General features: G+C 65.0%; 24 protein-coding genes and 2 pseudogenes. 8 read left to right on the top strand and 18 right to left on the bottom strand.

Annotation, left to right across the window (positions count from 1 at the left end):
- The first annotated feature begins 87 nt into the window (after positions 1-87).
- The 8 genes and pseudogenes from VQ02_RS22555 to VQ02_RS22525 all read left to right on the top strand — a co-directional run bounded on the left by VQ02_RS22555 (position 88) and on the right by VQ02_RS22525 (position 9801).
- Positions 88-375, top strand: coding sequence for a type II toxin-antitoxin system TacA family antitoxin (locus VQ02_RS22555; protein ID WP_048446469.1), 288 nt, complete (start codon positions 88-90; stop codon positions 373-375).
- Entirely contained in the window at positions 372-878 is a 507-nt protein-coding gene (locus VQ02_RS22550; RefSeq protein ID WP_048446468.1) for a GNAT family N-acetyltransferase, read from the top strand. Before VQ02_RS22555 ends, VQ02_RS22550 begins: the two co-directional genes overlap by 4 nt.
- 660 nt (positions 879-1538) lie before the next feature.
- Positions 1539-2615: a replication initiator protein A gene (locus VQ02_RS22545; protein WP_048446467.1), complete on the top strand. Its 1077-nt coding sequence runs from the start codon at positions 1539-1541 to the stop codon at positions 2613-2615.
- Positions 2616-4343: 1728 nt separating this feature from the next.
- Entirely contained in the window at positions 4344-5573 is a 1230-nt protein-coding gene (repA, locus tag VQ02_RS22540) for a plasmid partitioning protein RepA (protein ID WP_048446466.1), read from the top strand.
- On the top strand, positions 5570-6580 hold the full coding sequence (gene repB, locus VQ02_RS22535) for a plasmid partitioning protein RepB (RefSeq protein WP_048446465.1): 1011 nt from the start codon (positions 5570-5572) through the stop codon (positions 6578-6580). The genes repA and repB overlap by 4 nt, the downstream gene beginning before the upstream one ends.
- Positions 6581-6669: 89 nt before the next feature.
- Positions 6670-6788: pseudogene (locus VQ02_RS37460) on the top strand (IS5-like element ISMra2 family transposase); the annotation flags it as partial.
- A 1243-nt stretch (positions 6789-8031) separates the two neighbouring features.
- Positions 8032-8526: a LexA family protein gene (locus VQ02_RS22530; RefSeq protein ID WP_053080506.1), complete on the top strand. Its 495-nt coding sequence runs from the start codon at positions 8032-8034 to the stop codon at positions 8524-8526.
- Positions 8527-8541: 15 nt separating this feature from the next.
- Positions 8542-9801 (top strand): Y-family DNA polymerase, encoded by a 1260-nt coding sequence (locus VQ02_RS22525; RefSeq protein WP_048446464.1) that lies wholly within the window; start codon positions 8542-8544, stop codon positions 9799-9801.
- A gap of 43 nt (positions 9802-9844) precedes the next feature.
- Here the strand turns inward: VQ02_RS22525 and VQ02_RS39815 are convergent, their stop codons facing one another.
- From VQ02_RS39815 to VQ02_RS22455, 18 genes and pseudogenes are all read right to left on the bottom strand, one after another.
- A complete protein-coding gene (locus tag VQ02_RS39815) occupies positions 9845-9976 on the bottom strand; it encodes a hypothetical protein (RefSeq protein WP_280818961.1) in 132 nt (43 codons plus the stop codon).
- Between the two features lie 71 nt (positions 9977-10047).
- Positions 10048-10272: a hypothetical protein gene (locus tag VQ02_RS22520; RefSeq protein ID WP_048446463.1), complete on the bottom strand. Its 225-nt coding sequence runs from the start codon at positions 10270-10272 to the stop codon at positions 10048-10050.
- 274 nt (positions 10273-10546) lie between these two features.
- Positions 10547-10912 carry a hypothetical protein gene (locus VQ02_RS22515; protein WP_048446462.1) on the bottom strand — a complete coding sequence of 122 codons (366 nt, stop codon included), beginning with the start codon at positions 10910-10912 and terminating at the stop codon, positions 10547-10549.
- 94 nt (positions 10913-11006) lie between these two features.
- A complete protein-coding gene (locus VQ02_RS37455; protein ID WP_157080757.1) occupies positions 11007-11294 on the bottom strand; it encodes a hypothetical protein in 288 nt (95 codons plus the stop codon).
- Between the two features lie 198 nt (positions 11295-11492).
- A complete protein-coding gene (gene repC, locus VQ02_RS22510; RefSeq protein WP_048446461.1) occupies positions 11493-12773 on the bottom strand; it encodes a plasmid replication protein RepC in 1281 nt (426 codons plus the stop codon).
- 403 nt (positions 12774-13176) lie between these two features.
- On the bottom strand, positions 13177-14505 hold the full coding sequence (locus VQ02_RS22505) for a hypothetical protein (RefSeq protein ID WP_048446460.1): 1329 nt from the start codon (positions 14503-14505) through the stop codon (positions 13177-13179).
- A 14-nt stretch (positions 14506-14519) separates the two neighbouring features.
- Positions 14520-16793, bottom strand: coding sequence for a DotA/TraY family protein (locus VQ02_RS22500; protein WP_048446459.1), 2274 nt, complete (start codon positions 16791-16793; stop codon positions 14520-14522).
- Between the two features lie 10 nt (positions 16794-16803).
- A complete protein-coding gene (locus tag VQ02_RS22495) occupies positions 16804-17802 on the bottom strand; it encodes a hypothetical protein (protein ID WP_048446458.1) in 999 nt (332 codons plus the stop codon).
- Positions 17799-18809, bottom strand: a complete 1011-nt coding sequence (locus tag VQ02_RS22490; protein ID WP_048446457.1) for a hypothetical protein — start codon at positions 18807-18809, stop codon at positions 17799-17801. Before VQ02_RS22490 ends, VQ02_RS22495 begins: the two co-directional genes overlap by 4 nt.
- Complete coding sequence (locus VQ02_RS22485; RefSeq protein WP_048446456.1) at positions 18806-19573, bottom strand: hypothetical protein; 768 nt, start codon at positions 19571-19573, stop codon at positions 18806-18808. Before VQ02_RS22485 ends, VQ02_RS22490 begins: the two co-directional genes overlap by 4 nt.
- Positions 19570-20031 carry a hypothetical protein gene (locus tag VQ02_RS39390; RefSeq protein ID WP_048446455.1) on the bottom strand — a complete coding sequence of 154 codons (462 nt, stop codon included), beginning with the start codon at positions 20029-20031 and terminating at the stop codon, positions 19570-19572. The genes VQ02_RS22485 and VQ02_RS39390 overlap by 4 nt, the downstream gene beginning before the upstream one ends.
- A gap of 51 nt (positions 20032-20082) precedes the next feature.
- Positions 20083-20427, bottom strand: a pseudogene (locus VQ02_RS39385) (M23 family metallopeptidase); the annotation flags it as partial.
- Positions 20428-20516: 89 nt separating this feature from the next.
- Complete coding sequence (locus tag VQ02_RS35940; RefSeq protein ID WP_083469376.1) at positions 20517-20915, bottom strand: hypothetical protein; 399 nt, start codon at positions 20913-20915, stop codon at positions 20517-20519.
- On the bottom strand, positions 20912-21571 hold the full coding sequence (locus tag VQ02_RS22475) for a hypothetical protein (protein ID WP_245239820.1): 660 nt from the start codon (positions 21569-21571) through the stop codon (positions 20912-20914). The genes VQ02_RS35940 and VQ02_RS22475 overlap by 4 nt, the downstream gene beginning before the upstream one ends.
- 14 nt (positions 21572-21585) lie before the next feature.
- Entirely contained in the window at positions 21586-21831 is a 246-nt protein-coding gene (locus VQ02_RS22470; RefSeq protein WP_048446453.1) for a hypothetical protein, read from the bottom strand.
- The gene (locus VQ02_RS22465; RefSeq protein ID WP_048446452.1) at positions 21828-22460 is read right to left on the bottom strand and encodes a YcbK family protein; all 633 of its coding nucleotides are present in this window, start codon (positions 22458-22460) and stop codon (positions 21828-21830) included. The genes VQ02_RS22470 and VQ02_RS22465 overlap by 4 nt, the downstream gene beginning before the upstream one ends.
- Positions 22441-23622, bottom strand: coding sequence for a type IV pilus twitching motility protein PilT (locus VQ02_RS22460; protein ID WP_048446451.1), 1182 nt, complete (start codon positions 23620-23622; stop codon positions 22441-22443). The genes VQ02_RS22465 and VQ02_RS22460 overlap by 20 nt, the downstream gene beginning before the upstream one ends.
- Before the next feature lie 4 nt (positions 23623-23626).
- On the bottom strand, positions 23627-24394 hold a 768-nt coding region (locus VQ02_RS22455), incomplete at its 5' end, for a type IV secretory system conjugative DNA transfer family protein (RefSeq protein ID WP_048446450.1).

The following is a 24394-nucleotide window of genomic DNA, read 5'->3' as shown; positions in this document are numbered from 1 at the left end:
GGATGAACCCCGCTTCGGTGCCGATACACAATCATTTTTTGCATGTTCCGGCATTTTGCCGTACAATGTAGGTAAGGATGGTGACGTATGCGACCGAGAAAGGACCCTGAGACCGCACGGCTGGAGGCGCGTATCCCGGTGCAGGTCTATGACACGATGCTGCGCGCAGCCGAGCTGCGCGGCATGACGCTGACCGGCTTCGTCATGGCCACCGCCGGCGAGGACGCCAGGCGCGTGGTCGAGGAGGCCGAGATCCTGCGGATGGCGCAAGCCGACCAGGTGCGTTTCGCGGAAGCCCTGATCGATCCGCCCAAGCCCAACGACCGGCTGAAGCGCGCTGCCAAGCGCCACGCTGCTCTGATCCAGCCACGGTGACACACCCCTTCGTCATCGAGCCCCTGTCCAAAGATCATGACCGGACAGGCTTCACCTGCGGCCATGAGAGGGTCGATGCCTACTTCCGGCAGTCCGTCTCCCAGGACGTGAAGCGCAAATACGCCACCTGCTTCGTGGCGCGCGAGGTTGCGACCGGCCGGGTGGCCGGCTTCTACACCCTGTCCTCGAGCAACGTGCCGCTTAAGGACGTGCCGGACGCGCTCGCGAAGAAGCTGCCGCGCTATCCGACGGTGCCGGCGGTCCTGATCGGCTGGATGGGCCGCGACGAGGCCTTCCGCGGCTCAGGCCTGGGCGAGGCGCTGCTGTTCGATGCGATCCGCACTGTCGCCACCGCGCCGATTGGAAGCCACGCCATCTTCGCCGACGCGATCGACGAGAAGGCCGCCGGCTTCTACGCGGCATTCGGCTTCATGCCGCTGCTCGAGCAGCCGATGCGGCTGTTCCTGCCGGTCGCAACCGGCCTCGCCCTACTTGATACCTAAAGATCTCCACCTACCATACCCGTAAAATATAATACTCAACCGACGCGGTTCCGGCCAATATACACACCCAGGCCTTCAGCTGCTGGCGATGTTCCCGGTCCGGGATCTCGCGCTCAAGCATCCCCCGCATGCGAATGTCAGCCGGTGCCTCCCGATACCAGGGGTCGGCGACTTGTCGGCTAGGCCGGAGATGACCGAGGCGATCATCTGTCGGTGGCTGTAGCAGGGCGGGTAAGACGGTCAGGTAGGGCCTCTTGATACGCAGGGGCCTCTCTATCAACACCGGGCGCGCGGGCTTCTCGTGATTGCTCCGGCGCGCCGTGTACCGGACCCGCTGACTAGCTTCCCCATTACGCTGGAATGGTAGACGAGTAGGGAGGCAGCGAAACACGCCGGTAGGAGTTTCGCAACGTACGGAGGTGACAATGCACGGCCTACACCCATGAGCCGTCCTATGATAAGCACCCCCGCGCCCGACCTGGTTCGGGCCGACCCGTAGATGGTCCCCTCCTCCCATTGCCCGAAGGCTGCTTCTCGACAGCTGGAAGGGTTTGCGATTGGTGCGGAGTCAATGGTCCAAGCGCTCGTAGCGACGGCTATGAACGAACTCTTCGCCAAACGCGGCCTATCGCTCAGTGCGATTTCGAAAGAGGGCCAGCCATGAGCCCGAAACGCAGCAACGATCTCGACCTGGTCGTCCCGTTCGTCACATTCAAAGACCAACGGGAGACGATGGAGCGGCCGTTTTTCTCGATTTCTAAACAGAAGCGCGTCAAGCCTATCGAATACACCTCGCCGGATGGCCAGGTGCATGTGCGCGTCCTCGCCGTGCCCGAGGTCGGCATGGCGACGATCTGGGACGCCGACATCCTGATATGGGCGGCGTCACAGCTGATCGAGATGCGCCGCCGCGGGGTGAACGACATCCCCCGCAAGCTCGACTTCATGCCTTACGAGCTGCTGAAGGCTATCGGCCGCAAGACAGGCGGCGATCAGTACAAGCGACTGAAGGAGGCGCTGTCTCGTCTCGGCTCGACGCGCGTCATCACCAACATCAGAGCCAACCCTCGCACTCGTAAGGACAGGGAATTTAGTTGGATTAGCGACATCACCGATATCGTGGACGAAAAGTCGCAGTCAAGCCGGGGAATGTCGATCGTACTGTCCGACTGGTTCTACGAAGGTGTACTTATGGATGGCGGGGTGCTAGCCATCGACGCAGCCTATTTCGACATCACTGGCGGGCGCGAGCGCTGGCTCTATCGTGTCGCCCGCAAACATGCTGGTGGTGCTGGCTCTGACGGGTTTGCGATCAGCCTACCGACGTTGTTTGAGAAATCGGGAGCCGAAGGCACTTATCGCCGCTTCAAGTTCGAGGTGGCGAAAATCGCACGCGAGGATGCCTTGCCGGGCTTCGCGTTGCGCCTTGAGGAAAAAGGGCGCGCCGAGCCGCACCTGCGCATGATGCGACGCGAGCTCGCGGACTATGCGCCTGTTCCTGAAAAGCCGAAGGCAACTCGGCGTCGCAAGACATCGGCTGTCCCTGATATCCCACTGTTCCGGCAACTGACCGACGAGACCGTGAGTGCGTTCAAGAAGGCGCATCCTGGTTGGGATGTATGGGGCGTGAAAGCCGAGTTCGACGCGTGGATCGAGGACGACCCAAACCGCGAGCCCGGCCACTATGAGAAGGCGTTCTTGGGGTTCGCCGAGCGCTTCGTTCGAGCCAGCGACTGAGCGTTCCCGAAAAACGAGGGACAGCGCTGAAATCGCCCTCGCGCCGAGTGGAAAGCCCTCTGACCAGGGTGATTCCTTGCTGGTGAATCGGCTTTTCGGGAACGCGACCATAGAGGTCACTCCCTGTTCGGCTCTTTGGGAACGGCGTCGCCTTATCGGGAATGGATACGCGGCTTTTCGAGAACGCGACTCACGTCCGATCCGGAACGAATCCACGTCTTTTCAGGAACACCTGACTGGGGACAAGTTGTTGATAGACGGCGAGGAATCCCGCTGCCCAAAGCCCTTAACCTTCTAACTTATTTATAACGTTCTAAACGGAGGGAAAGCGGGGATACCGGGGAGAAGCGGAAACGATTGAGGCATTCGGCATGACCGAGCCGTCTCCATGCCATCCTCGATAAGACGGATCGTCATCAAACTAAGCCTTCATCAGCAGGGGCCACGCGATCGGGGGCTACCTGCAAGATGGTGATGGCTCGTAAGGATATGCTCTTCGCGGCAAACAGCCGGTTCTGATCCGGATAAACGTCAGGGAGCGCATACCCGCTTCAATGCGTAACGGAACGAGGCTCCAGCCGCGTGCTGACAGATCCACTGCCCTGAGTCGGCGTAAGTATGCATCCGGTAGGTCCCCGGGATTGCCGGCAGAATTGAGTGTGATTCAGCCCCGCGGATATGTCCATTGGGCCGAGCCATGGTCCCGACTCCGACGACACTGCCTATGCAGGTTTAGTTCTAGGAAGAACATCAGCAGGGACGGCCGTTAGATGCTCTGAATGGGCATGGGCGACGTTTGAGGGCTTGGAAGCTACAAGGCTGAGCGAACCACCTCACGAGTGTTTCGAGACCTCATAGACGCTGGAGAATGGCCGTATCCGGCGGCAGAGTGGCCATCAACCAGTCCCTCACGCCATTCCGTAGCAAATAGATTATCGGCCGGATCGCCCGTTGCTGATCCGGTGACGCCAACAATTATCCAGCCGACCTGTCACGAGTGGCAATCGAAGGCAGCCGCCTTCGCCGTAACCGCATCCTTCGCTGAGGATGCGGCGTTCCCGATCGACGATACCATCAGGGCTACCATCGGAAAGAGATGCCAAACCCACTGGCCATCGACTGGGGCCACCATCACTCACGACTGATCGGGAACGGTCGTGTCGCAAACGCGCAGCGTCCCGCGTTCGCTGGCCGTGGCCGTACCTGCCGACCTTGCCACCTCCCTCCAGAACCAGGGTATAATCCTCAGTGCCTTCGCCTTCAGGCTGGAAGTTGCAAACCAGCGATGGCTCCCCGATCCAGCAGTTCGAGGCGACCCTGATTGTTCAGGCTATTTGCTGGTACCTTCGCCACGCTCCGCGCTGCGGCAACACCGAGTGGCGCTCCTGTAAATGGGCATGGGGATCGATCACTCTACGATCACCCTAAGTGCCCGGTGATCGAGGATGCGGGCAGACGCCTCGTGGCGGGTGAGCTAGCAGGGTATCTCTCGATGCCGGATCCCTCTGATCGACATGCAGCGAGAATCGCGGCGCGGAGCGCCACCCCGGTCGGCCGGAATGGGCGGACTTGCATCCTGTGATCCTCAAAGGTGCTGTCCGGGTGGCGATCCGCAAAGCTTGTGCGAGGCTTGCGTGAAGCCCGACCTTTCACACAGCATTGATCCTCATTCGTCGTTAGCGGTGATACGGTTGATTCCACCGTTTCACCGTGAATGAGTCGTGGGCTATGAATCAGCACGTCCAGCCGAACGGGCCGCGGGGGCCTGAGCCGAATCAGACGGCGGGCCATGATGCTCGCATTCTCGGAGCGAAGCTGCGCGAGATCGCGTCAGTTGTCTTCTCCCCATCGGAGAAGAAGACTTTGCGTCGCTTTACCTCAGGCGAGGTGTCCCGCATCCTTGGGGTGAGCGACAGCCGCATCCGGCAGCTTTCACCAGACCTCCTCGTCTCGGAACCGGAGATTGCACCAGGCGGCCGTCGCCTGTTCACGCTGGCCGACATCCACGCATTGCGCGCCCACCTTGGTGAGATCGATCGGGTCGGACGGCGCTATCTGCCCCATCGTGATCCTGCGAAAGGCGAGCACCTGCAGGTCATCGCTTGCGTGAATTTCAAGGGCGGCTCCGGCAAGACGACAACGTCCGCGCATTTAGCCCAATCATTGGTCCTGCGTGGATACCGTGTGCTTGCAATTGATCTCGACCCGCAGGCCAGCCTCTCGACCTTGCTAGGCGTCCGACCCGAGAACGAACGGGAGCCCTACCCCACCATTTATGACGCGATCCGTTACGGTGAGGAGCGACGCACACTCGGCGACGTGATTCGGCAGACCTATTTCACCGGCCTTGATCTCGTAGCAGCCGATCTTGAGCTAGAGGTTTTCGAGTTTGAGGCGCCGATGCATTCGGCACGACGGAAGACGAACGATCCCGAGCCGCCGTTCTTCGCGCGCATAGGCCTTGCGCTCAACGAGGTGGCTGATCGCTACGACATCGTTGTAATCGACTGCCCGCCGCGCCTCGGCTACCTGACCATCGCAGCACTCTGCGCAGCCACCGCGCTGCTAATCACGATTCATCCGCAGATGCTCGACGTCTCGAGCATGCGCCAGTTTCTCACGATGATGGATGAGATCATGGAGCCGGTGAGGGAGCAAGGCGCAGCTCCGACCCACGACTGGTTCCGCTATCTCGTAACCCGCTTCGAACCTCAGGATACGCCGCAGACGGAAGTGGTCGCGATGCTGCGCGGCTTGTTCGGCGAGCGCGTCCTGACCAAAGCCATGCTGCAATCAGCAGCCGTATCGAATTCCGGCCTGCGTGGTCAGACCGTTTACGAGACCCCCCTACGACGAGACGAAGTGACGGGATCAACCTACCGGCGGGCACTCGACGCGCTTGATGCCGTCAACGGTGAGATCGAGAGTCTTATTGCTCGCACCTGGGGCCGCGCATGAACCAGAAGAAGCGTCTCAGTGCTATCATGGGCACGCCCATCCAAACGGAAACGCCGCAACAGGCGTCTCCTGAAAGTTCAATGGGTTACGCCCCTGTAGCAGGTGCTACAGCCCCCTCCCCCGCTCCAGAGAAGCGCCCGGCTGCGGCGCGTTCCATGGCGGCGATGTGGGCGGCCTCCCGACCTGGTCCCGTAGACGCGGACGGCACGGTCGTCGAGCTCGACCCTGAACTATGCCTGCCCTCGGCGATTGCCGATCGGGTACCGGACGCAACGAATGACGCCTTCAATGCTTTCGTCGAGCAGATCCGCGAGGAAGGCCAGCACACGCCGATCCTCGTGCGGCGGCATCCCCGGCAGAGCGGACACTATGAGATAGCCTATGGGCGCCGCCGGACGCGTGCCGCACAGGTTCTTGGAAAGGCTGTGCGCGCCGTTGTGCGGGACCTGAGCGACGCCGAATTGCTCGTCGCGCAGGGCTCGGAAAACTTGGCCCGCGAGGACCTGAGCTACATCGAGCGCGCGCACTTCGCTCGGAATATGGAGCAGGCCGGCGTTGCCCGAGATGTGATTTTGAAAGCGATGGGCGTGCACCGCCCCGACCTCGCAAACTATCTAGCGGTGGCCGAGGCAATTCCCGCTGCAGTGCTCGCTGCGATTGGACCGGCCCCAAAAGTCGGGCGTCCCCGTTGGCTCACGCTCGCCAGCCGGATCAAGGTGGCACCTGCCGAACGGGTCGATACTGCTCTCTCCTCTCCAGATCTCATCGGCAAGGCCTCAGATGAGCGATTTTCGCTAATCCTCTCCGCCCTCGCCGAGTCGGCGCCGCGCAAGAAGGCCCGGGACGAGATCGTGAAGGATGCCAGGGGGGTGAAGTTCGCGCGCGTCGAGCGGAGTTCCAACGCGATGCGGGTGACATTGGACGAGAAGGCAGAGCCGGGGTTCGCCGACTATCTCGCTGAACGCCTCCCGGAGCTTCTCGCCGCTTATCGACAGAGCAGAAGCTGAGGGAACGGCGGATCGGCCGAATGGTGTCTCGATCTCCCGGCGGACCCAAGGTATCTCTGCAAAACGGAGTTATGGGCTTTGTCGGCGTGATGAGCCACTTTGAACTCCTCGATGCGCAGTGGAGTAGTTCGCTCCGCTGTGGCCGCCGCAGAAGCCGCGTATTGGCTGGCCGGCTGAGGATCACCGTCGGATCCTCAACGGCACGCTCTAGATACTGCGCACGGACGCGCCGCGGGAGTATCTGCCGCTGTATCAAACGGACCCATGCTCAGCATCTGCTGGCCGGCGCAATTCTGACGCCAGATTGCCACGCGGTGACGAGTGTCCTGTCCTTCATGAGCCGTACGTAGGAGCGGCGGTTCGTGAACGTCCATCGCATCCTCAACCGCTTGGCGTGGTGTACACGCAGCGGCCACCCTATCCTGCTCTGGCCTTGGTTACTGCGTTCGCCCACCGCGCCATGTAGTCCTGGCGCTCGACGACACGATCAAGCGCCGCTGTGCAAACGCATCGCGGCCTTGTGGATCTACCTTGATCCTATTCGTTCCTCGGACGGTCACCTCGTCAATGCGAGCGGACTGCGCTGAATGAGCCTGAGGTTGGTCACCTCAATCCACTGAGCAGGTTTATCTGAGCGCCGCCGTTTCTGACCGCGAGAGTTCCAGCCGAGTTCGCCTGTCGCGAACAGTGATGTCGGCACAGGCCGTTGCTCGACATCGGTCGTCAACTCGCCCACGAGCCGCCGCGCTGGCTGCTTGGTTTGAATCTCGCTCTGTTGGGCGACAGCGGCTTATCGGCCCTGGTGTTCCTCGACGATGCGCCGCGCCCACATCACGGCCGTCCTCGGCCTGCAGATTGACGCAGCACGCCGTAACTCCGCGTGGTACATGGAGTAATGGATCGCCGAAGTCACCTCTCATGATGTGCGCAGCCATTCCGGCGTCAAAGTGGGGAGGCAGTGGGCCGATAGGCAATCGCTCGCACTACGCCATCCCTGCTTGCTCTGTTGTCACTCATTAAATTACCGGCTGCACGGCTCCTAATTCGGCAAAGTCAACGGATCGCAGCAGCCGCTTGGTGTTCCAAGCCACGTCCAGCCTTCGTCGACGCTCTGGCTGCTGGGCGATCTGGCGCGAGCAGACTGTGGCAATGTAACCGCTCTGGTCTGATCGACCAAAACGCATCTTCTGCTTGTCGGTACCCTGGGCCTATGGCCTCTGCCACGACACGTAAGGCCAACGTCGCATTGGCGCCTTTATCCACTGAATTCACACCCTCCGCGGCGTATTTTTGCTTGACACGTCGCGACTCTCGACGGTTCGCGCAACTCGTGCGCTTGATATTCGTTACGGATTTCAAGACGGAGGGTTGGCCCGATGCGGCAGAGCAAGCGGACGTCCTGGGGTGGTCCACGGGAAGGGGCGGGGAGACCTCGAGCGGAGCCCACCAAGGTGGTGCGCCTGCCCGTCGACATCGCGGATGCCGCCAGGCGGGCTGCGGCGGCCCGCGGCGGCTCTGCGAGCGGGATCGGCGCCTTCCTGAAGGGGGAGGTGCGGACATCAGCGAGCGCGCCCCTGGTGACGGCCTCGGTGGCGTGCGGGTTCCCGTCGCCGGCCGAGGACAGCCTCGAGCGTCCGCTCGATCTCAACGAGCTGCATGGGATCGGCGCGCCGTCTGTATTCCTAGTGCGCGTCGCCGGCGAGAGCATGACCGGCCGGGGGCTGTTTCCGGGGGACATCGCCGTGGTCGACAAGGCGCGCCGGCCGCGGTCGGGCTGCATCGTGGTCGCGTGCCTCAACGGCGACTTCACGATGAAGACCTACCTCAAGCGTGGCGACGAGGTGATCCTGAAGGCTGAGAACCCGGCGTTTCCGGACATCACCGTTCCGGAGGAGGCGGATTTCCAGGTCTGGGGGGTCGTCACCGGCTCGTCGCGCGTGTTCTGAGGCGGCGATCCGCGTATGCCTGGCCTCGTCGCCCTGGTGGACTGCAACAATTTCTATGCGAGCTGCGAGCGGCTGTTTCAGCCCGAGCTGAATGGCAAACCCGTCGTGGTGCTCTCGAACAACGACGGCTGCGTGATCGCCCGGAGCAACGAAAGCAAAGCTCTCGGGATCAAGATGGGAGATGCTTACCATCTGCGAAAGCGCGAGTTCGCGGATTGGGGCGTGCAGGTCTTCAGCTCGAACTACACGCTCTACGGGGACATCTCCGCGCGGGTGATGCGGGTGCTCGGCGAGTTCACCCCGGACCTGGAGGTGTACTCGATCGACGAGGCCTTTCTCGGGCTCGCGGGCTTCGGCGATCCGGAGGGCCACGGCCGGCGGCTTCGGGCGACGGTCGCAAGCCAGACGGGGATCCCCGTCTGCGTCGGCATCGCGCCGACGAAGACGCTTGCCAAGGTGGCCAACAGGACGGCGAAGAAGGATCTGGCGCGGGGCGGGGTCTGCCTGCTCGACACCGAGGAGGCGCAGACGGACGCGCTCTCCAAGCTCGCGCTCGACGACATCTGGGGAATCGGGGGCCGGCTGGCGCCGAAGCTCGTGGCGCTGGGGATCACGACGCCGCTGGAGCTGCGGGCGGCCGACCCGGTGATGATCCGCCAGCGCTTCAACGTAGTCCTGCAGCGGACGGTGCTGGAGCTGAAGGGGATTGCCTGCCTCGACCTCGAGCGGGATAGCCCGGACTCGAAGACGATCTGCTCGGCGCGGAGCTTCGGGCGGGCGGTGGAGCGGTTCGAGGAGTTGGCCGAGGCGCTGACCACCTACGTGTCGCGCTCGGCCGAGAAGCTGCGCCGGCAGGGGCTGGCAGCCGCGGCGATCTCCGTGCTGGTGTCGACCAACCGGCACAAGCCGGAGGAGCCGCAGTTCCATGCGACGCGGCATGTCCGGCTGACGATCGCGACGGCCGATTCGGCGCGACTGATCCGGGCGGCGTTGTGGGGCTTGCGGCAGATCTACCGGCCGGGCTTCCGCTACAAGAAGACGGGGATCCTGCTCCTCGACCTCGTTCCGGCCGGGGCCGTGCAGGGCTCGCTGTTCCTGCGGCCGGACGATCGCCGGCGGGTGGAGCTGATGCTGGCGATCGACGCGATCAACCGCCGCTACGGGCGGGATCGGGTCCGGTTCGCCGGCACGGGCCTGGAGCGGGGCTGGAAGCTCAAGGCGGAGTTTCATTCGCCCCGCTACACGACGCGCTGGGACGAGCTGCTGCGCGTTTGAACCGGGGGTTGGCGTGCGGTGGCGCGGCACCTATCCCCCACGCTCAATGCCCGTTGAGCGAGAGGTAGATGTTCAAGATGCCGATGAACGCGATCATCAGGCCGATCGCGCCGATCAGCCAGGTTTGTATCTTGACCTGCGCTTCGAGCTTGGCGTTGACCTCCTCGATCTTCATCGCGCCGTGCTCCTCGGAGGTGTCGCCGTGTGGCAGCTAATCGGGGGAGGTGCGACCTCCCCCTGCGGCGGTCAGTGACCGAACAGCTTGAGGTACACCGGGGTTAGCCCGATGATCGCGAGCATCAGCGTCATCGTACCGAGCAGCCAGAGCACGGCGTTGAGCTTGGCCTCGAGGCCGGCGTTCGCTTCCTTGATCTTCACCGCGATGTGCTCCTCGAGCGCCTCGACCACTTTGGTTGCCGTATCGTCGTCCAATTTAAGCGATTGGAACGCTTTGAACAATGTGAGCTGCATGGTGCCTCCGCCTCGTTGATCGAGGCCGGGGATGCAGCGCGGGCTTCGGCGACGGCGGTCCGGGATCGCGCAGCGACCGCGGGAGCGGGCGACGGGGGAGCCGATTTGCGGTCAGCAAATTGGGGGGACCGTCGATCCTGGAGGGGCGGCGCGCACCCGCGCTAGGGTTTCGGCTCGATCGTGAGGCGGGAGGCGGGCTGCCGGCAGGGCAAGGAGGCTCAGGAGTGCAGGCAGGACGATAGCCGGCCGGGGGAGGGGAGCTGGGTGCCTCGGGTCAGGGGGATTTGCCGAAGTCCCAGATCGGCACGCCGGGGGATTTGACCGGCGACAAGCGGAAAGAGCGGGTTACAGGGAAGCGGATGAATTCCGCGTTCACGTCGAGAACGGCCTTGGTCAGCGGCAGGAGGGCGCCGGTGTAATCGCCGCGCAGGGTGCCAGCAGTTGGGTGGACGCCGAACAGGCGCAGGGTGTCCCAGCCGAGGTCGGCGGCCTGGAGGCCCCACTCCTCGATCCAGGCCGTGCAGCGGGGGTGCGTCTGGTACCAGTCGATGCTTCTGAGGCCGGGGCAGGGGGGCTGGTCGTGCGAGAGAGAGGCGAAGCCGCGGGACCAAGAGAGCACGAGTTCGAGGGATGATGTCATGGGCGGGGTTTACCCCACCCTACGACCGGTTGCAGCACCTTGTGGCGGGTAGCCCACCGTCAGAAATCCATAAATAGATCTCTGATATCCGACCCTACATGCGAAATATGAATTTCGTCGTCGGGATCATAAACAAAAAAATACCAACTCCAAACATAAATACAAGTGGCTTTGCGATTAGAGCAGCCCTGAACTGTTCCTTAGCTTCAAATTTTTTAAACTTTTCATATTCTTCCCAATCTTTTGGCGCAAGAATTCCAAATTCGTTTGAGTTCTCAAAGTGAAACTTTTCATAGGGTATACCATATTTAATCTGAGCTTTGTAATATAAATGCGCAGCTAGTAACATCAAACTCAGTCCGGTGATCCACATCCAGAACATGATCGCCTCTCTCTATGCCTGAACTACAGCCAACCACAAGGTTGATATATCCAACCCTATGTCTACACATCATGCAACAGAAGACGCAATTACGCTACTGCACCGTGCATTGAGATTAGAGATCCGCCATTAGATTATATCCAATGATTCGGCCTTATCTCAAATGTTTCAAACATATGCTCTAACAAATCAATTATCTCATCCTACCACAACCTGCGGGTTAAGTCGCCCCCGACGCAGAGCCTGGAGAACCGGCCCGAGCGAATATTTTCCGTCGCGCTTTCGCTCGGTCAGGGTCCGCAGGTAGCCGCCGTGGCTCTTGATGCTGCCGGAGCGCTCCAGCATCGCCGCGAGGGTGATCGCTGCCGCCTCGGGCTCCATAGCGTCCTGGGCGTCGCTCCAGGCCGCGGGGCTGATCCCGAGCATCGGCCGGATGAAGGCGGCCGTCTCGATCAGGTCGTCCCACGTTCGGATTTGCGAGCGGGCGTAGTCCTGCAGCTGGGGGCAGGCCTCGAGCACGGAGTGCAGCGGATAGGTCGACCGGATCGCGTTGTGAGCGGCTGGGGCGGGATCCCTGCTCGATTCTGGGGAGGAGGCCGGCTTCTTCTCACCCCCGAATGCCCATTCACTATCAAAATGCTCTGCCTTTGAATTCTGTATGTGCCGCCCGATCTGGCTGGCACTGCCGCCCATTTTTTTGGATTCTTGTCGAGAGATCAGGGCCCTGCTCACAGCCAGAGCGAGGGCCTCGAGCGCCTCGCCAAGGGCTGTCACCTCGGCGGGCTCCGGCCGGCGGGGACGGGCAGCGACCAGAGCGTTGTAGCGCTCCCGCAGCTCGGCCGTGGTCGGCTCTCCGGGGTCGCTATTGCCGTCGGCGACGTCGAGGGCGTCGAGGAGCTTGGCGCAGTCTCGACGCAGCAGGCTGACCGTCTCGCGCGCCAGCCTCTGGGCATGGGCCTCGCCACGGACGGCATCGGCAAGGGCGGCGATCTCGGCCGCCCGCAGGGCGAGCGGGGTGAGGTCGAAGCCGTAGGCGTGTGTGATCTGTCCGCCCTCGCCGCGGCGCACGAAGCGCTTGCCGTTGGGGCTGTCGCGCCGGATCACCAGGCCGGCCTCGACGAGGGCCGAGAGGTGGCGGCGAAGCGCCGACTCGGAGAGGCCGCGCGCCCGATCGGACAGCCGGCGGTTCGAGGCGAAGACGACCAAGTCGGGGGTGTCCTTCGTCGGAGCCAGCATCGCCTCGCGCAGGAAGCTGACCAGGGCCTGGAGCACGACGAGGGTCGAGGCCGACAGGCCGAGCCTCGTCCGCGCGGTCGTCAGGTCGTCCAGGACGCGCCATTTCTCGGCGACGATGCCGGCCGGGCGGTCCGCGGCGGCCTCGGCCTGGGCGGCGATCTGCGCAGCCGAGAGCGATCGCGCGCCGAACGGCGCGGTGATCCGCCCGACCGCCTCACCGAGGCGGCCACTGTTCTGTTCCATATGCCCGATCCCTCTCTGGTCGGGCCGCGACAGCTCGTGAGGTCACCCCATAGGGGCGGCCTCCTCCAGGCAAAGCCTCTCCATCACAAGAAACGACGTTTCTCGCTTGACGCCCGGGGGCGATCTGTGGCTTGTAGGAGTTGGTTTTTCGGCTCCTACAGCCTTCTTGTGATGGTCACTCGGCCCCTACCTCCTTGCAGGGAGGTGGGGGTCGATGGCTTTTCAGGGGTGCTCTGCGGCGGCGGTGAACTCCTGGTGGCGATTCGCAGGCCAGAAGCCGGAGAATTGGCATCTCCCGCGCAACGGCGAAGATTGTCAACTCGAATCGAACCCTTGGTGTGATCCAATCGTAGTTTCCACTGAGATCTGCCTTTGTTAGGCCCTTTTCGGGTTGGACTCTCGATCACGCCGGCAACTCAACGTCGAGTGTGAACGAACAGTCCTTGAGCGTAGAGATGACCTTCGCATTCTCGCTGGATCCGTTGCGGGAGCCGGTCCTGCCCTGGATGCGAAGGGCGGTGATTTTCCGGACGGCCTTGTAGATGTGGCCGGGCGGTCTCGCCGGGAGGGAGAGGGTGCCGATCGCTCCCGCCTGCACGGCGGCTGCCCGGAAGCGCCGAGCCGAAGTTCCCGACAGCTCTGCGGGATAGACGACGTGGATGAGGTTGTCCGCGGCGTGGCCAGGCTTACCTTCCACCAGAGCCTCGACGCAGCGCGCGATCACGAGCGCGGTGGTCAGCGGCGAGGACGGGCGGATGCAGACGATCCCCCGGGCCGAGATGGCAGAGCGCAGCTCGAACCCCTCGATGAGCGAGACGCTCTTGAGGCCGGCGATCTCGGCCGCGTGAGCCGCGAGGGCCTTGCGCCCAATCTCACGCTTGTCGTCGGGGAGATCTTGGATCGGCCTGATCGCTTTCCGGAGAGCTGCCCCTTCGGCCGATGCGTCCCCGTCGGCGGCGACCTCGTGCCCCTCGATCTCGTACTTGCCTTCGACCAGGCGGGCGAGCGCGACCTCGTCGAGGAAGGCGGCGTAGATCTCGAGCGGGTTCTTCTCGCGGCGTGTGGCGATCGCCATGGCGAGCGGCATCAGCTCCTTGTGCAAGGCTTCGGCCTCGGGTCCGAGGCGCATGTCAGCGATGGCGGCTGCCAAGGTCGAGGCCGCGACCCGCAGGGGCGGCTGCGGCACGGCATCGAGATCGATGGAATAAACCTCGGTGTCCCGGCCGAAGGGCCGCGCGATCTGGGAGATTTGCCGGGAGAGCATCGCCGGCTTCCTGGGGACCTTGTCGTCGGAGAGTTCGGACTTTTTCCGGGCGACGGGCTTGGGGATGCCCTCGACGACGATGGCGCCCATGCCGTTCATGCAGGCCCCGAACACGAGGTTGCCAATCGCCAGGGCCTGCCATTCCAGGTCGTCGCCTTCGATCGCCACGCCCTGAACCAGATCCTCGCGCCGCAGCCAGACCTGGCCGGTCTTCGCCAGGCCGATCGGCCAGGTGGCGTCGCCGCGCCGGCGGGTGGTCGCGTCGCGGTAGCCGCGGCGTCCGAGATGGTGCGGCACGCGCCCGGGCGCGCGCCAGCTGCGCCAGCCGTAGGTGAAGTGGCGCAGGAAGCGGTATCCGGCATAGGCCAGGATCGCCTCGGGCACGAACGGCGCGGCGCACAGCGACACGGACAGGACGGTCGCGATCCCGAAATGCCACGCGACCTCTTTAGGGGTGTCATCGTTCATCGATCACGCTCCCTTCAGCCTTGTTGCTCGCCGCGGATCTTCGACAGCATGGTCCGGCCGGCTTTTCTCGAGAGAGCCCGCGTGCCGGCGGGGAGGGCGCCGGCGGCCCTGTTCGCGTTGCTGCCCGGGATCCGGTTGGGTGAGTTCGGCATGACGATGCCGGCCGCGGCGACTGCCGCGGTGCTGCCGGCACGCCGCTCGATCTGCGCCCCGATCCAGGACAGCACGGTCTCCGGCAGGGCACTGATCTGCCCGGCCGACAGCATGACGATCGAGAACAGGACGACGGCGTAGACGAACAGCCCGGCGGTCCCAACCATCGCGTAGGCGATGGTTCCGTCGGGCGAGAGCATCGCCAGCGCGCCGCGGAAGAACACGTTGGTGATGTCGATGCCCACCCGCATCAGTAGGAGCGAAGCGAGGAGGCCGACGACGATCAGGGGAGGGCGCAGCAGGATGCCGAGGAAGAACATGTAGCCTTGGCCGCTGTTGCCGACGAAGCTGTCGGAGCGGGCCGGCATGAACTTGGTCAAAAGCCAGATTGGCACCGCGATCATCGCCTCGGCGACGACGAGGAACCAGTTGAAGGTGCCCATCAGGAAGTGAACGATGACGACGAACGGCACCAGACCGACCAGCATGAAGGCGGCAGCAAACAGGATCGTCGCCAGGAAGTAGAGGAAGCCGGAGGCTTTTTCTGCGAGCTGTTGCCCAACCTGCGCGGCCGGGTTTTTGACGAAGCCTAAGCCCCAGCCAATAAAATCAGAACCGACGGCGGATCCGGTCGCGAGGAGACCGAAGTTGGCGATGCTCTGGCCGATCTCCTGCACCTCGAGGATCGGGTCCCTCCAGGTCGTGCTCTCCGGCCGGCTGATGACCCCGAGCACGCCCGAGTAGATCGCGGACAGCGCCCTGGCGAACATGCGCGGCGGGTCGGACTGCGCCGCCGGGTCGTCGCTGGTGATGCGCGCGACGCTGCCAGTGCCTTGGGCGGCGATGAAGCCGGAGAACGTCCCGACATAGGTGACGTTGCGCTGCGCCTCCTGGGAAAGCGCCCAGTAGGAGCTGTGGCCGAGCGAGGGCATGTAGGTGTGGATCGCGGCCGGGGGCACCGCCGTCACCGAGGCGCTCGGGCCGGCCGAAGAGGCGAGGAGCTTTGCCTGGACGAGGCTCATCGAGCGCTGCCACATCGCGGCGGACAGCCACCCGTTCTCGGTCGAGTTGTCCAGGTAAGTGCGCAGGGCCTGGTTGAGCTGAGCGTTGTCGCCCTGGGACAGGCTCTGGCTGACGCTGGTATAGGCTGCGTCGATCGCGTCCTTGATACGACCCTGGATCGCCTCCTCGTCGCGGACCCCCGACATGATGGTGGTGGCAATCCCGCTCGCGGCGGCGTTGAGGCTGCCGATCGCCGCCTGGAACGCGCGCTGGCTCTGCTGCTCGGCCAGCGCGATCAGCAGCGACGTCGTCGTGGCGTCCTTCGTGTCGGCGAGGTTCACGTTGATCTTCTGGTGCTCGTAGACGACCGAGCCACACAGGTTGTTCGATTTGCGAAAATACCCTTTCTCGTCAACGAAGAAGTAGGTCGTCGTCTGCGTGCTCCACGATCCGAACAAACCCTTGTCTATGGCGGTATCCTCTTTGATTACGGCCGCGTTTTTTCGGCCCGCCACGTTCGCGGCATAGAGCATCAGCGATTGGGCACAGACGTGACCGTAGAGGCGGGCTTCGAGCACCTTGGCGAGCTTGCCGCGCAGGGCGAAGTCGCCGAGCGCCTGGGTCGGCTGGGCGAGCGTCCCGTACATGCCAGTGAGCTGGGTGCCGGCGACCCGGGTCCAGAGGGTGTCGCCGAAGCCCGAGCCCCAGACGGCGATCTGCACCACCAGGATCTGCACCAGCGACAGGCCGGATTTGATCGGCAGGCTGAGGATCGCGCCGGTCATCACCCGCAGGATGGTGTACTTGGCCGAGGACCCCCGCCCGAAGGCCTGGCCGTCGTTGGCGGTGTCGGCGACGAGCGAGTAGAGCAGGTAGCAGGCGAGGATCGTCGAGACGATCAGGCAGCCGACGTTGAAATATCCCAAGGCGACCGTGAGCGGGCGATCGTCCGAGCAGGTCGCGGCGGTCCACACCCCGTCGACCACGCAGCCGAGCAGCTTGCGCAAGTTGATGAGCGCCAGGTCGTTCTGGACCGGGGTGAAGATCTCCTTGCCGGTGGTCTGGGCCTGGGCGGCGCCGGTCGCGGCGAGGGTGCCGAGGCTGCCGCCGGCGGCGATGATCCTGCGGAGCATCGGAGATCCCCTAGAGGTTGCCGCCGGCCTGGGTGGCCAGGATGGTGCCGAACACGGCCGAGGTGCGGGCCTGCTGCTCGATGAGCTGCTGGCGCAGGCTCAGCGACATCGAGCGCATCCGGGCGAGCTCGATCAGGAGCCCGTGCTCGGATTGGCCGGCAAGGCCGGCCGACCACGCCTCGTGTTGCGGCCCGCCGCCGTACTGGCTGATGAGCGCGTCGAGCTGGGCGAGCGGCGAGCCGGCGGAGGTGCCGGTCTGGTGGTCGTCGGTGGACGACATCGCCCGGACGGCGCTGAGGGAGACGAGTGCGGGCGAGCGCAGGGCCTCGACCTTGCGGGCGCGCAGCATCATCACGTCGGCCTCCGCGCCCGACATGTTCGCCGTCGGCTTGGGCATCGGCATGCCGGCCATGGCCTCGATCACCTTCTTGCGGTCGTCGTCGCTGGCGGCGGGATCGAACAGGACCGCGCTGTCGGTCTTGGTCGGGTTCTGCAAGCGGTTCCGGGCCGCCTCCTGGATCGGGGTGTTCTTGCCAGGCGCCACGTCGAGGCTGCGGTAGGTCTCCCGGCCGCTCTTGGGGACGTTGCCCATCGAGCGGCTGGTCGCGTTCATCAGGTCGATCGAGCCGCAGGCGTTCACGCCCTGGCCGGTGTCGATCCCGTACTGCTCGCGCGCGTCGACGAGGGCGCGGCGCTGGGCGACCTGGGACAGGGTCGAGGCGACGGCCTGCTGGGTGTTGCTGACGAGGTTGACCTCGCGCTCGCCGTTGGTCGAGGTCTGGGCGGTCTGCACCTTCATGGCCGACAGCAGCAGCTCGAGGGTGATGCTGCGCTGCGCCGCGACGGCGGTGCCCATGGCGGTCACACCCGTGGTCAGGGTGGTGGTCGCGCTGTTGTGGCCGGCAATCCAGATCGGATCGGCGACAAAGCAGGTCTGCGCCAGAGCCGGCGAGGCGAGGCCGGCCGCGAGGGCGGCGGCGGAGACGGCGAGGAGGACGGGCTTCATCATGGCGCCTGGAAGCTCGCGGGGGTGAGGGGACCGCGCTCGAGCGCGGGCACGCTGTTCGTCATCCGGGCGTTGACCATGGCGAGCAGCAGCGCGGCGGCGGTGGCCTCGGTGCGCATGCCGCGCTTGATCTGGTGGGCGAGCAGCGCGAGGTTGGCCGCCTCCATCCGGACCGCGTCCTGGATGATGCCGCGATCGTGCTGGCCGGCGACACCGGCGGCCCACGCGGCTCCGCCGTCGTTGCCCTGCCAGTGGGTCGAGAGGTTCCGGGCCTGCGCGATCGGGCCGTTGGGCCGGTAATCGGCGGCGATGTCGGCGAGCACGACCGCGGTCATCGAGCGGTAGGTGTCCTTGCCCGTCTTCTCCAGCCGGTCGCGGTCGCTGGTGGCGGTGGCGGCCGTGCTGCGCGGCTGCGCGTCGGGCGAACCGACGACGGTGTTGATGAACTTGCCGGCCGCCTGCGCGTCACCGCTGTAGAGCGCGGCGCCGTCCGGGGCGTCACCGGAGCGGACGTCGTTCACCCAGTCCTTCGGGTCGGCGTAACGGCCGGGCTGGGCGCGCACGGGCGTGACGATCTGCTGGCGGGCGGCGGCGGAGCCGGTCATCGCCGTGTAGAGGGCCTGCGACTTGGTGTTCGATCCGCACGGGTCGTAGCCGACCGAGCCGTAGCGGTGGGTGGCCAGCGCCACGGCCTGGCGCTGCTCCTGGGTGACGACGGTGGTGGCGAGCGCCTCGCTCGAGGCGCGAAAGCCGTTCGAGACCTGATCCGAGCCGGCCGCGGACTGCGCGGTGAGCACCCTCACGGCCGACAGGAGGCGAGCGCGCTCGGCGATCTCCTGGGCGATCAGGCCGGCCTGGGTGGTGGTGATGGCGCCTGTGATCGCCGTGGTGAGAGCGGAGGTGGCGACGTTCACGCGCGCCTCGACGCCAAAGCAGGTCTGGGCCTGCGCCGGGGTGACGGCGCCGATCGCCGCGGCGGCGAGGCCTGAGAGGAGGATGTGACGGGTCACGGGCTGCCTCCCTGGCGGCTGTCGCCGCCCATGCCGCCGACGATGACGCCGACGAGGCCGGCCCGAGCCCCGCTCATGATCGCGCCGTGGCGGCGGGCCATGACGAGGGCGGCATCCTGCTCGGCCGTGGCCGGATTGGGTTTCACGGTGGGCAGGGGAGCGACGACGTCGAGGTAGTCGGCGGCGGTCATCACCTCTTCGGCGCCGTAGTCGCGGTTGAGCAGCCAGGGCGCGGCGTCGGAGTCGCCGGCGCCGAAGCCGCCGGGCTTGGCGCCGCGGCACCAGCCCGTCTCCTGCTCGGAGGGCGAGCAGTAGAAGGTGCGGCGCTGCGCGAGGCTGTCGCCCTTGCGCTCGGCCGCATCACCGCCATTGGTCAACCAGCGCTGGTCGGCTGCACGGAAACTCTGCCGAACCTTGTCGGCCGAGGCGTAGCTGTCGCGCTCCTGGCTGATCCCAAGCGCTACATCGCAGGCGGCGTAGCCCGTACCGGTGTCGTAGCCGTACTGGTGCTGGATGCGGGCAAGCCGCAGGGCATTGTCCTGGCTCACCAGGGTCGATGCGGCGGCCTCGGCCGCGGCCTTGTGCCCGTTGGTGGTCTGGAGGGCCGTGGCGCTCGACTGCGCGCCGGAGACCTTCATGCCGGACAACAGCCGCTGCAGGGAGATCTCCCACTGCGGGTAGAGCCCTTGCGCCTGGACGGGGGACACGAGGGCCACGGCCAGGACGGCGCCGGCCGGAAGGAGGAGGGAGAGCTGGCGCCTCACGGCCGGACCTCCACGGGACGGGCATCGAGGGCGTAGAGGGCGACGAGCTGGGCCAGCGCGGCATCCATCTGCGCGTCGTAGTCGAAGGTGTTGGCGGTCAGCTCGGTGGCGTTGATGCGCGCCAGCTCGATGTAGAGGCTGCGGTTGGGTTGGTTGGCGACCTTGACCGCGTGGTCCTCCGACCCGGTCGATCGCTCCGCTGCGGCAGAGATGGAGGCCTGCCGGGATTGGGTATCGGAGCGGGACACGGTCTCGCTGGGAGCGGCATCGTTGGCGCCGGGCGCGCAGGTCTTCGGCAGGGTGGTGTCGCGCGGCCCGCCCTCCATGTCCGGATACTTGGTCGAGATCGGGATCTGGCGTGGCAGGAACCGTTCGGGATTGACGTAGTACCAGGCCGCCGGAAGAGCTGCCTTGATCGCGTCGGCAGTCAGGGGGCTCGCGCCCTTGCCGGAACCCATTCTCCAAACGCGACCGTTAGTGCCCGTCGTTGAGATTGTGCTGCCTTTAAGCAACGTGCCGAGGTGAAGGTGAGGGGCACAGCTACCCATGCCTTCGCACCCCATCGTGCCGACCTGATCACCTGCAGCAACTCGCCCAGACTGCCCCTTTTGCAGGGTCGTCGTATTCATGTGTAGATACAGAAAGCGCGTATCTCCAGACGTAACATCAGCGATAACGCCGCCGCCCTTGAAGTTATAAAATGAGACTGGACCGGCCGAACCAGAGAAAATCTTTGTTCCAAACCCCTGACTGTTTACGATGTCCAAACCCTGGTGATAGCCGTTCGAGGCACCGCGCCGACCGGTTCGATCGACGCCGTAGGGCGACGAGACTCGCTGACCGCCTGGGCTCATGATGTCGGCGGTAAGGCATGTCCCCGCAAATGCAAGGCTTCCATGAAATGCCATCGCGATGCAGGACAGGACAAACGTACCAGGGCGAATCATCGAGCACCTCCGGGATTTGTTTTGCAAAGCTCATGAAGAGTATTGTTGAATAGTATTTTTGTAGGGCTCTTAACGAAGAGCGAGAATGAATCGTCATCAATATCACCCTCGATCAGATGCTCTGGAGGGATAGATTTGTCATAGACACACTTGACGTCAACCATGAGGTATTTACCCTCCTTTTTAATATTTTTTATTGGGCAACGCCCCTCTCCTCCCCCAAGGCGCTTGATGATGCGATTTTGCTCGATTTTCAGAAATGGCGGACTGCAATCCAGTCCATGATTGGACGAGTGTCCCCACTCTCCGACAGGCAAAGTGAGCTTCTGGGCTTGCACTGAGCCGACGGCACCGAGAAACAAGGCAGAGGACAGCAGAGCGACACGAGCGATCATCGCATAATTCCCTCAAATCCGGTGCCGGTCGTGGTGCCCGACGACTGCGGAATGACGATTGTAGAAGAGACGCCCGGCTGATCCGTATTCTGCGGCAGGACAGCAGGAGGCGATGATTGCAACGCCTGACTGAGATTGATTGATCCCAAGGTGTTTATTTGGTCGTCACGCAACCTCTGATAAGTGCCTATTCCAGTGATGTTTGGTATGGAAATTGGCATGATCGATCCGTTGAGCTGTCGAAACAAATCGCCGCCGATTGAACTCTGGAAGCTCCCCATCTGCCGATTGATACTGCTAATCGTATTTTGAAGCTGACTGTCGAGGATCTGGCACACTTGGCGCTTGGCAGCGTCCATGACCCCCGAAAATGCGTTGATCGCCGCATTCGTAACGACACTCTGTATGTCAGGGATGAGGTTCGAGAGATCGAACCGCTTCAGCAGGTCGCCGGCGATGCAGGAGTTCTGCCCGGTGAAGAAGCTCTGCGGATTGACCTTGGCGGCGTCGATCAGCGCGATCTGGCGCTGCACGGCGGCGTCGGCTGCCTGCCGCACTAGGCAATTATTGCCCGTCGACTGCGCCAGGGCCGGCGCAGGTGCTGCCAGCCCGAGCCCGCCGACGGCGGCGGCGACGAGGATGAGGGAGGACCGCATCCGCGGGGTTCGAGCTAGAACGCCGGCCATTTGCCACCTTCGATGAATTTCGCCCAGACGTACTTGAGATACCGCATCGGGGTCATCTTGCGATGATTGCAGTAGGCGAGGAACGCCGCGTACATCCCCATCGCGATGAACGTGTAGCGGCTCAGACCCGTGATGATGAGCAACGGGAAGAATATCGCGATGCTGCCGTGAATGCCGAAGAAGCGCAGCGGCACGGCGGACCAGCGCCAGGGGAGGTGACCGTCGCTCATGCGGGCTCCTTCGGATGCGTGATCGGGGTGCCGGGCGCCGGCTGGCCGGGCGGGCTCTTGCGCGCACGGCCCCAGACCCGGGCCTCGCCGAGGTCGAGGTGGCAGAAGTTCGGGTAGATCCCGACGCCGCCGCGTCCGCAGAGCGCGCCGGCCACCGCGACCGCGTCCGGCGCGTAGCCGACGGCCTTGAGGTCGACGGCGCGGCCGGCCAGATGCAGGGACGCGCGTGCCGCTCCCTCCAGCCCGGCATTGTGCTTGGGCGTCCGGTAGCCCGAGGTGACGATCAGCGGCACGGCCGAGCCGTGGACGGCGCTCATCGCGCCCTGGACCGCCGCCAGGAGGTCGAACAGGCGCGGGTCGATCCAGACCGCCGAGCTGGCGTCGCCGACGTCGCGCAGCAGCCAGGACAGCAGCAGGAGGTCGCGCGCATTGTAGCCGTCCGGAGTCCGGACGATCGCGCTCACCTCCTCGCCGGTGCCCTCCCGCCGCAGCCACAGCCGGACAGGCGCCATGGCCACGGGACCGGGGGCCCCGGCGAGCGCGGCTGCATAGGCGCGGTCGAGCCCGGGCAGGGTGGCCGCGAGGGTGCCGGCAAGGCCGGTGAGGAGGCTACGCCGCGAGACGGGCATCGCGGTATCCGTAGCGGTCGAGGACGCGGCGGGCGGTGGCGACGTCGATCACGCCCCGCTCGAGCGCGGACATGACGGTGACGCGCATGGAGCGGCCGTCCTCGCCGCGCGCGATGATGGCGCGCAGCGTCTCGACGGCCTCGGCCATGCCGGCGCGGGCCACCTCGCGCCGGACCGGGTCGGTGAGGACCTGCCACTCGCGAAGGCAAACCCGCCCGCCGCCGACCTTCGGCACGAGGAGCTGCGACACCAGGAGGTGGGTGCTCGACAGGACGTCGTGGAAGGCCTGGACCTGCAAGTCGGCCGGAAACTTCAGGGTGAGCCGCCGCAGGATATGCGCCACGTCGTTGGCGTGCGTCGTGGTGTAGATCGGGTGGCCGGTCTGGGCCGCCTCGACGCTGGCCAGCACCGTGTCCATGTCGCGCAGCTCGCCCACCATGATGAGGGCGGGCTTGCGCCGCAGGGAGTTACGCACGCCGGCGGCGAACGACGGCAGGTGCAGGCCGATCTCGTGCTGCATGACGGTGCAGCTCGCCGAGGGCACCCCTTCGAACACGAACTCGATCGGCGCCTCGTAGCTCAGCACGTTGCCGTGGATCGGCGTCGGCTCCTCGATCACGCGGCGCATCAGGGCGGCGATCGTCGTGGTCTTGCCCGAGCCGGTCTCACCCGCGATGATGACGGCGCCTTGCGCCGGGGTCGACTCGGCGACGATCTCCGGCTCGGTGCCGTTCTGCTCGACGGTCGGGGGCTCGGCCGGGATGTGGCGGCAGACGATCTGCACGCCGACGTCGCCCTCGTAGTAGCCGGCGGTGACGTTGATGCGGAAGCGGTGCCCGATCGGCTCGGCATGGCGGTCGCTCGCGTCCTGCTCCAGCACCGTGATCGCGCGATCGAAGTCCTGGCCCGAGTAGAGCTTCGACATGATCGAGTCGGTGGTGGTCAGCTCGGTGGCGATGCGCGCGAGCGTGGTCGGCTGGAGCCAGACCTGGGTCAGGGCGCAGAGGTGGCCGTGGACGGAGGCGAGCACCGGCCGGCCACTTTGAAAGATGACGTCCGAGGCTCCGATCGCGACGGCGTGGACGAGGAGGCGCGTGACCTCGTCGCGGCCATGCACGGTGATCGGCTCGTCGGGGTAGCGGGTGGCTCCGGTCCAGCGCATGGGCCTATTCCGCCGCGGCCGTGCGCAGGAATTTCGGGGCGACGACGATCTTGAGCAGGCGCTGGTCGACCGCGGCCGAGCGGCCGTCCTTGCCGATCTTGAGGGCGGTGGCGCGCACCTTCACGAGCGGCAGGCTGACCGCGCCGGCCGCGGCGAGCTCGCCGTAGCGGCGCATGCCGAGGAAATCCCGGTCGAGGCGGGCGAGGCCGTCGTCGAAGGCGGCGCGCGCTTGGGCGATCCCGACCTCGAGGCCGCCCTTGTAGCCGATCTCCCAGTTCGCCTTCTCGGCGTCGCCCTTGGGCAGGGTCCAGGTGGTGCGGCCCTCGGGGGGCGGGGTGACGGTGAGGTAGTCCCGCCAGTTCGGCGGGATCACGGTCACGCGGGCGTCGCGCACGATCTCGAAGGATCCAAGCGTGGTGACCAGGAGCGTGCGGGTCGGGGTCTGGCGCACGTCGCGCAGCTCGGACACCACCGGGGGCACGATGTCGGGTCCGATCATCACGGCGGGGAAGGGGTACTTGGCCTCGAGGCGGGCGGCGATTGCCGGCGTGTCGAGGTAGGCGGCGATCCGCTGCGACTCCTGGAGGTAGCCGTCCTGGATGCCGGCCGAGCGGCCGGTGCGCTGGACCACCTTGGTCGGGCGGTTGGCGTCGCCGAAGACCCCGGCCGAGTAGCGCTGGAAATCGGGGTTCGACGGGTGGGGCGGGGCAGGGGGAGCCGAGCTGTCGCCGACATTCGGCGGGAAGGGCTGGCTGTCCCCCCCGGGCAGGTA

This window comes from Methylobacterium variabile, assembly GCF_001043975.1.
Taxonomy (GTDB): Bacteria; Pseudomonadota; Alphaproteobacteria; order Rhizobiales; family Beijerinckiaceae; genus Methylobacterium; species Methylobacterium variabile.
The sequence above is the reverse complement of the archived record's forward strand: the minus strand, read 5'-3'. Positions and strand labels throughout refer to the sequence as shown.

Coding starts and splice junctions, on each gene's coding strand:
- repA (WP_048446466.1), top strand. CDS start 4,344: ATGAATCAGCACGTCCAGCCGAACGGGCCGCGGGGGCCTGAGCCGAAT.
- VQ02_RS22505 (WP_048446460.1), bottom strand. CDS start 14,505: ATGAACGATGACACCCCTAAAGAGGTCGCGTGGCATTTCGGGATCGCG.
- VQ02_RS22495 (WP_048446458.1), bottom strand. CDS start 17,802: ATGATGAAGCCCGTCCTCCTCGCCGTCTCCGCCGCCGCCCTCGCGGCC.
- VQ02_RS37455 (WP_157080757.1), bottom strand. CDS start 11,294: ATGTTCTGGATGTGGATCACCGGACTGAGTTTGATGTTACTAGCTGCG.
- VQ02_RS39815 (WP_280818961.1), bottom strand. CDS start 9,976: ATGAAGATCGAGGAGGTCAACGCCAAGCTCGAAGCGCAGGTCAAGATA.
- VQ02_RS35940 (WP_083469376.1), bottom strand. CDS start 20,915: ATGATCGCTCGTGTCGCTCTGCTGTCCTCTGCCTTGTTTCTCGGTGCC.
- VQ02_RS22465 (WP_048446452.1), bottom strand. CDS start 22,460: ATGCCCGTCTCGCGGCGTAGCCTCCTCACCGGCCTTGCCGGCACCCTC.
- VQ02_RS22545 (WP_048446467.1), top strand. CDS start 1,539: ATGAGCCCGAAACGCAGCAACGATCTCGACCTGGTCGTCCCGTTCGTC.
- VQ02_RS22515 (WP_048446462.1), bottom strand. CDS start 10,912: ATGACATCATCCCTCGAACTCGTGCTCTCTTGGTCCCGCGGCTTCGCC.
- VQ02_RS39390 (WP_048446455.1), bottom strand. CDS start 20,031: ATGGGTTCCGGCAAGGGCGCGAGCCCCCTGACTGCCGACGCGATCAAG.
- VQ02_RS22500 (WP_048446459.1), bottom strand. CDS start 16,793: ATGCTCCGCAGGATCATCGCCGCCGGCGGCAGCCTCGGCACCCTCGCC.
- VQ02_RS22475 (WP_245239820.1), bottom strand. CDS start 21,571: ATGCGGTCCTCCCTCATCCTCGTCGCCGCCGCCGTCGGCGGGCTCGGG.
- VQ02_RS22520 (WP_048446463.1), bottom strand. CDS start 10,272: ATGCAGCTCACATTGTTCAAAGCGTTCCAATCGCTTAAATTGGACGAC.
- repB (WP_048446465.1), top strand. CDS start 5,570: ATGAACCAGAAGAAGCGTCTCAGTGCTATCATGGGCACGCCCATCCAA.
- VQ02_RS22470 (WP_048446453.1), bottom strand. CDS start 21,831: ATGAGCGACGGTCACCTCCCCTGGCGCTGGTCCGCCGTGCCGCTGCGC.
- VQ02_RS22460 (WP_048446451.1), bottom strand. CDS start 23,622: ATGCGCTGGACCGGAGCCACCCGCTACCCCGACGAGCCGATCACCGTG.
- VQ02_RS22525 (WP_048446464.1), top strand. CDS start 8,542: ATGCCTGGCCTCGTCGCCCTGGTGGACTGCAACAATTTCTATGCGAGC.
- VQ02_RS22555 (WP_048446469.1), top strand. CDS start 88: ATGCGACCGAGAAAGGACCCTGAGACCGCACGGCTGGAGGCGCGTATC.
- repC (WP_048446461.1), bottom strand. CDS start 12,773: ATGGAACAGAACAGTGGCCGCCTCGGTGAGGCGGTCGGGCGGATCACC.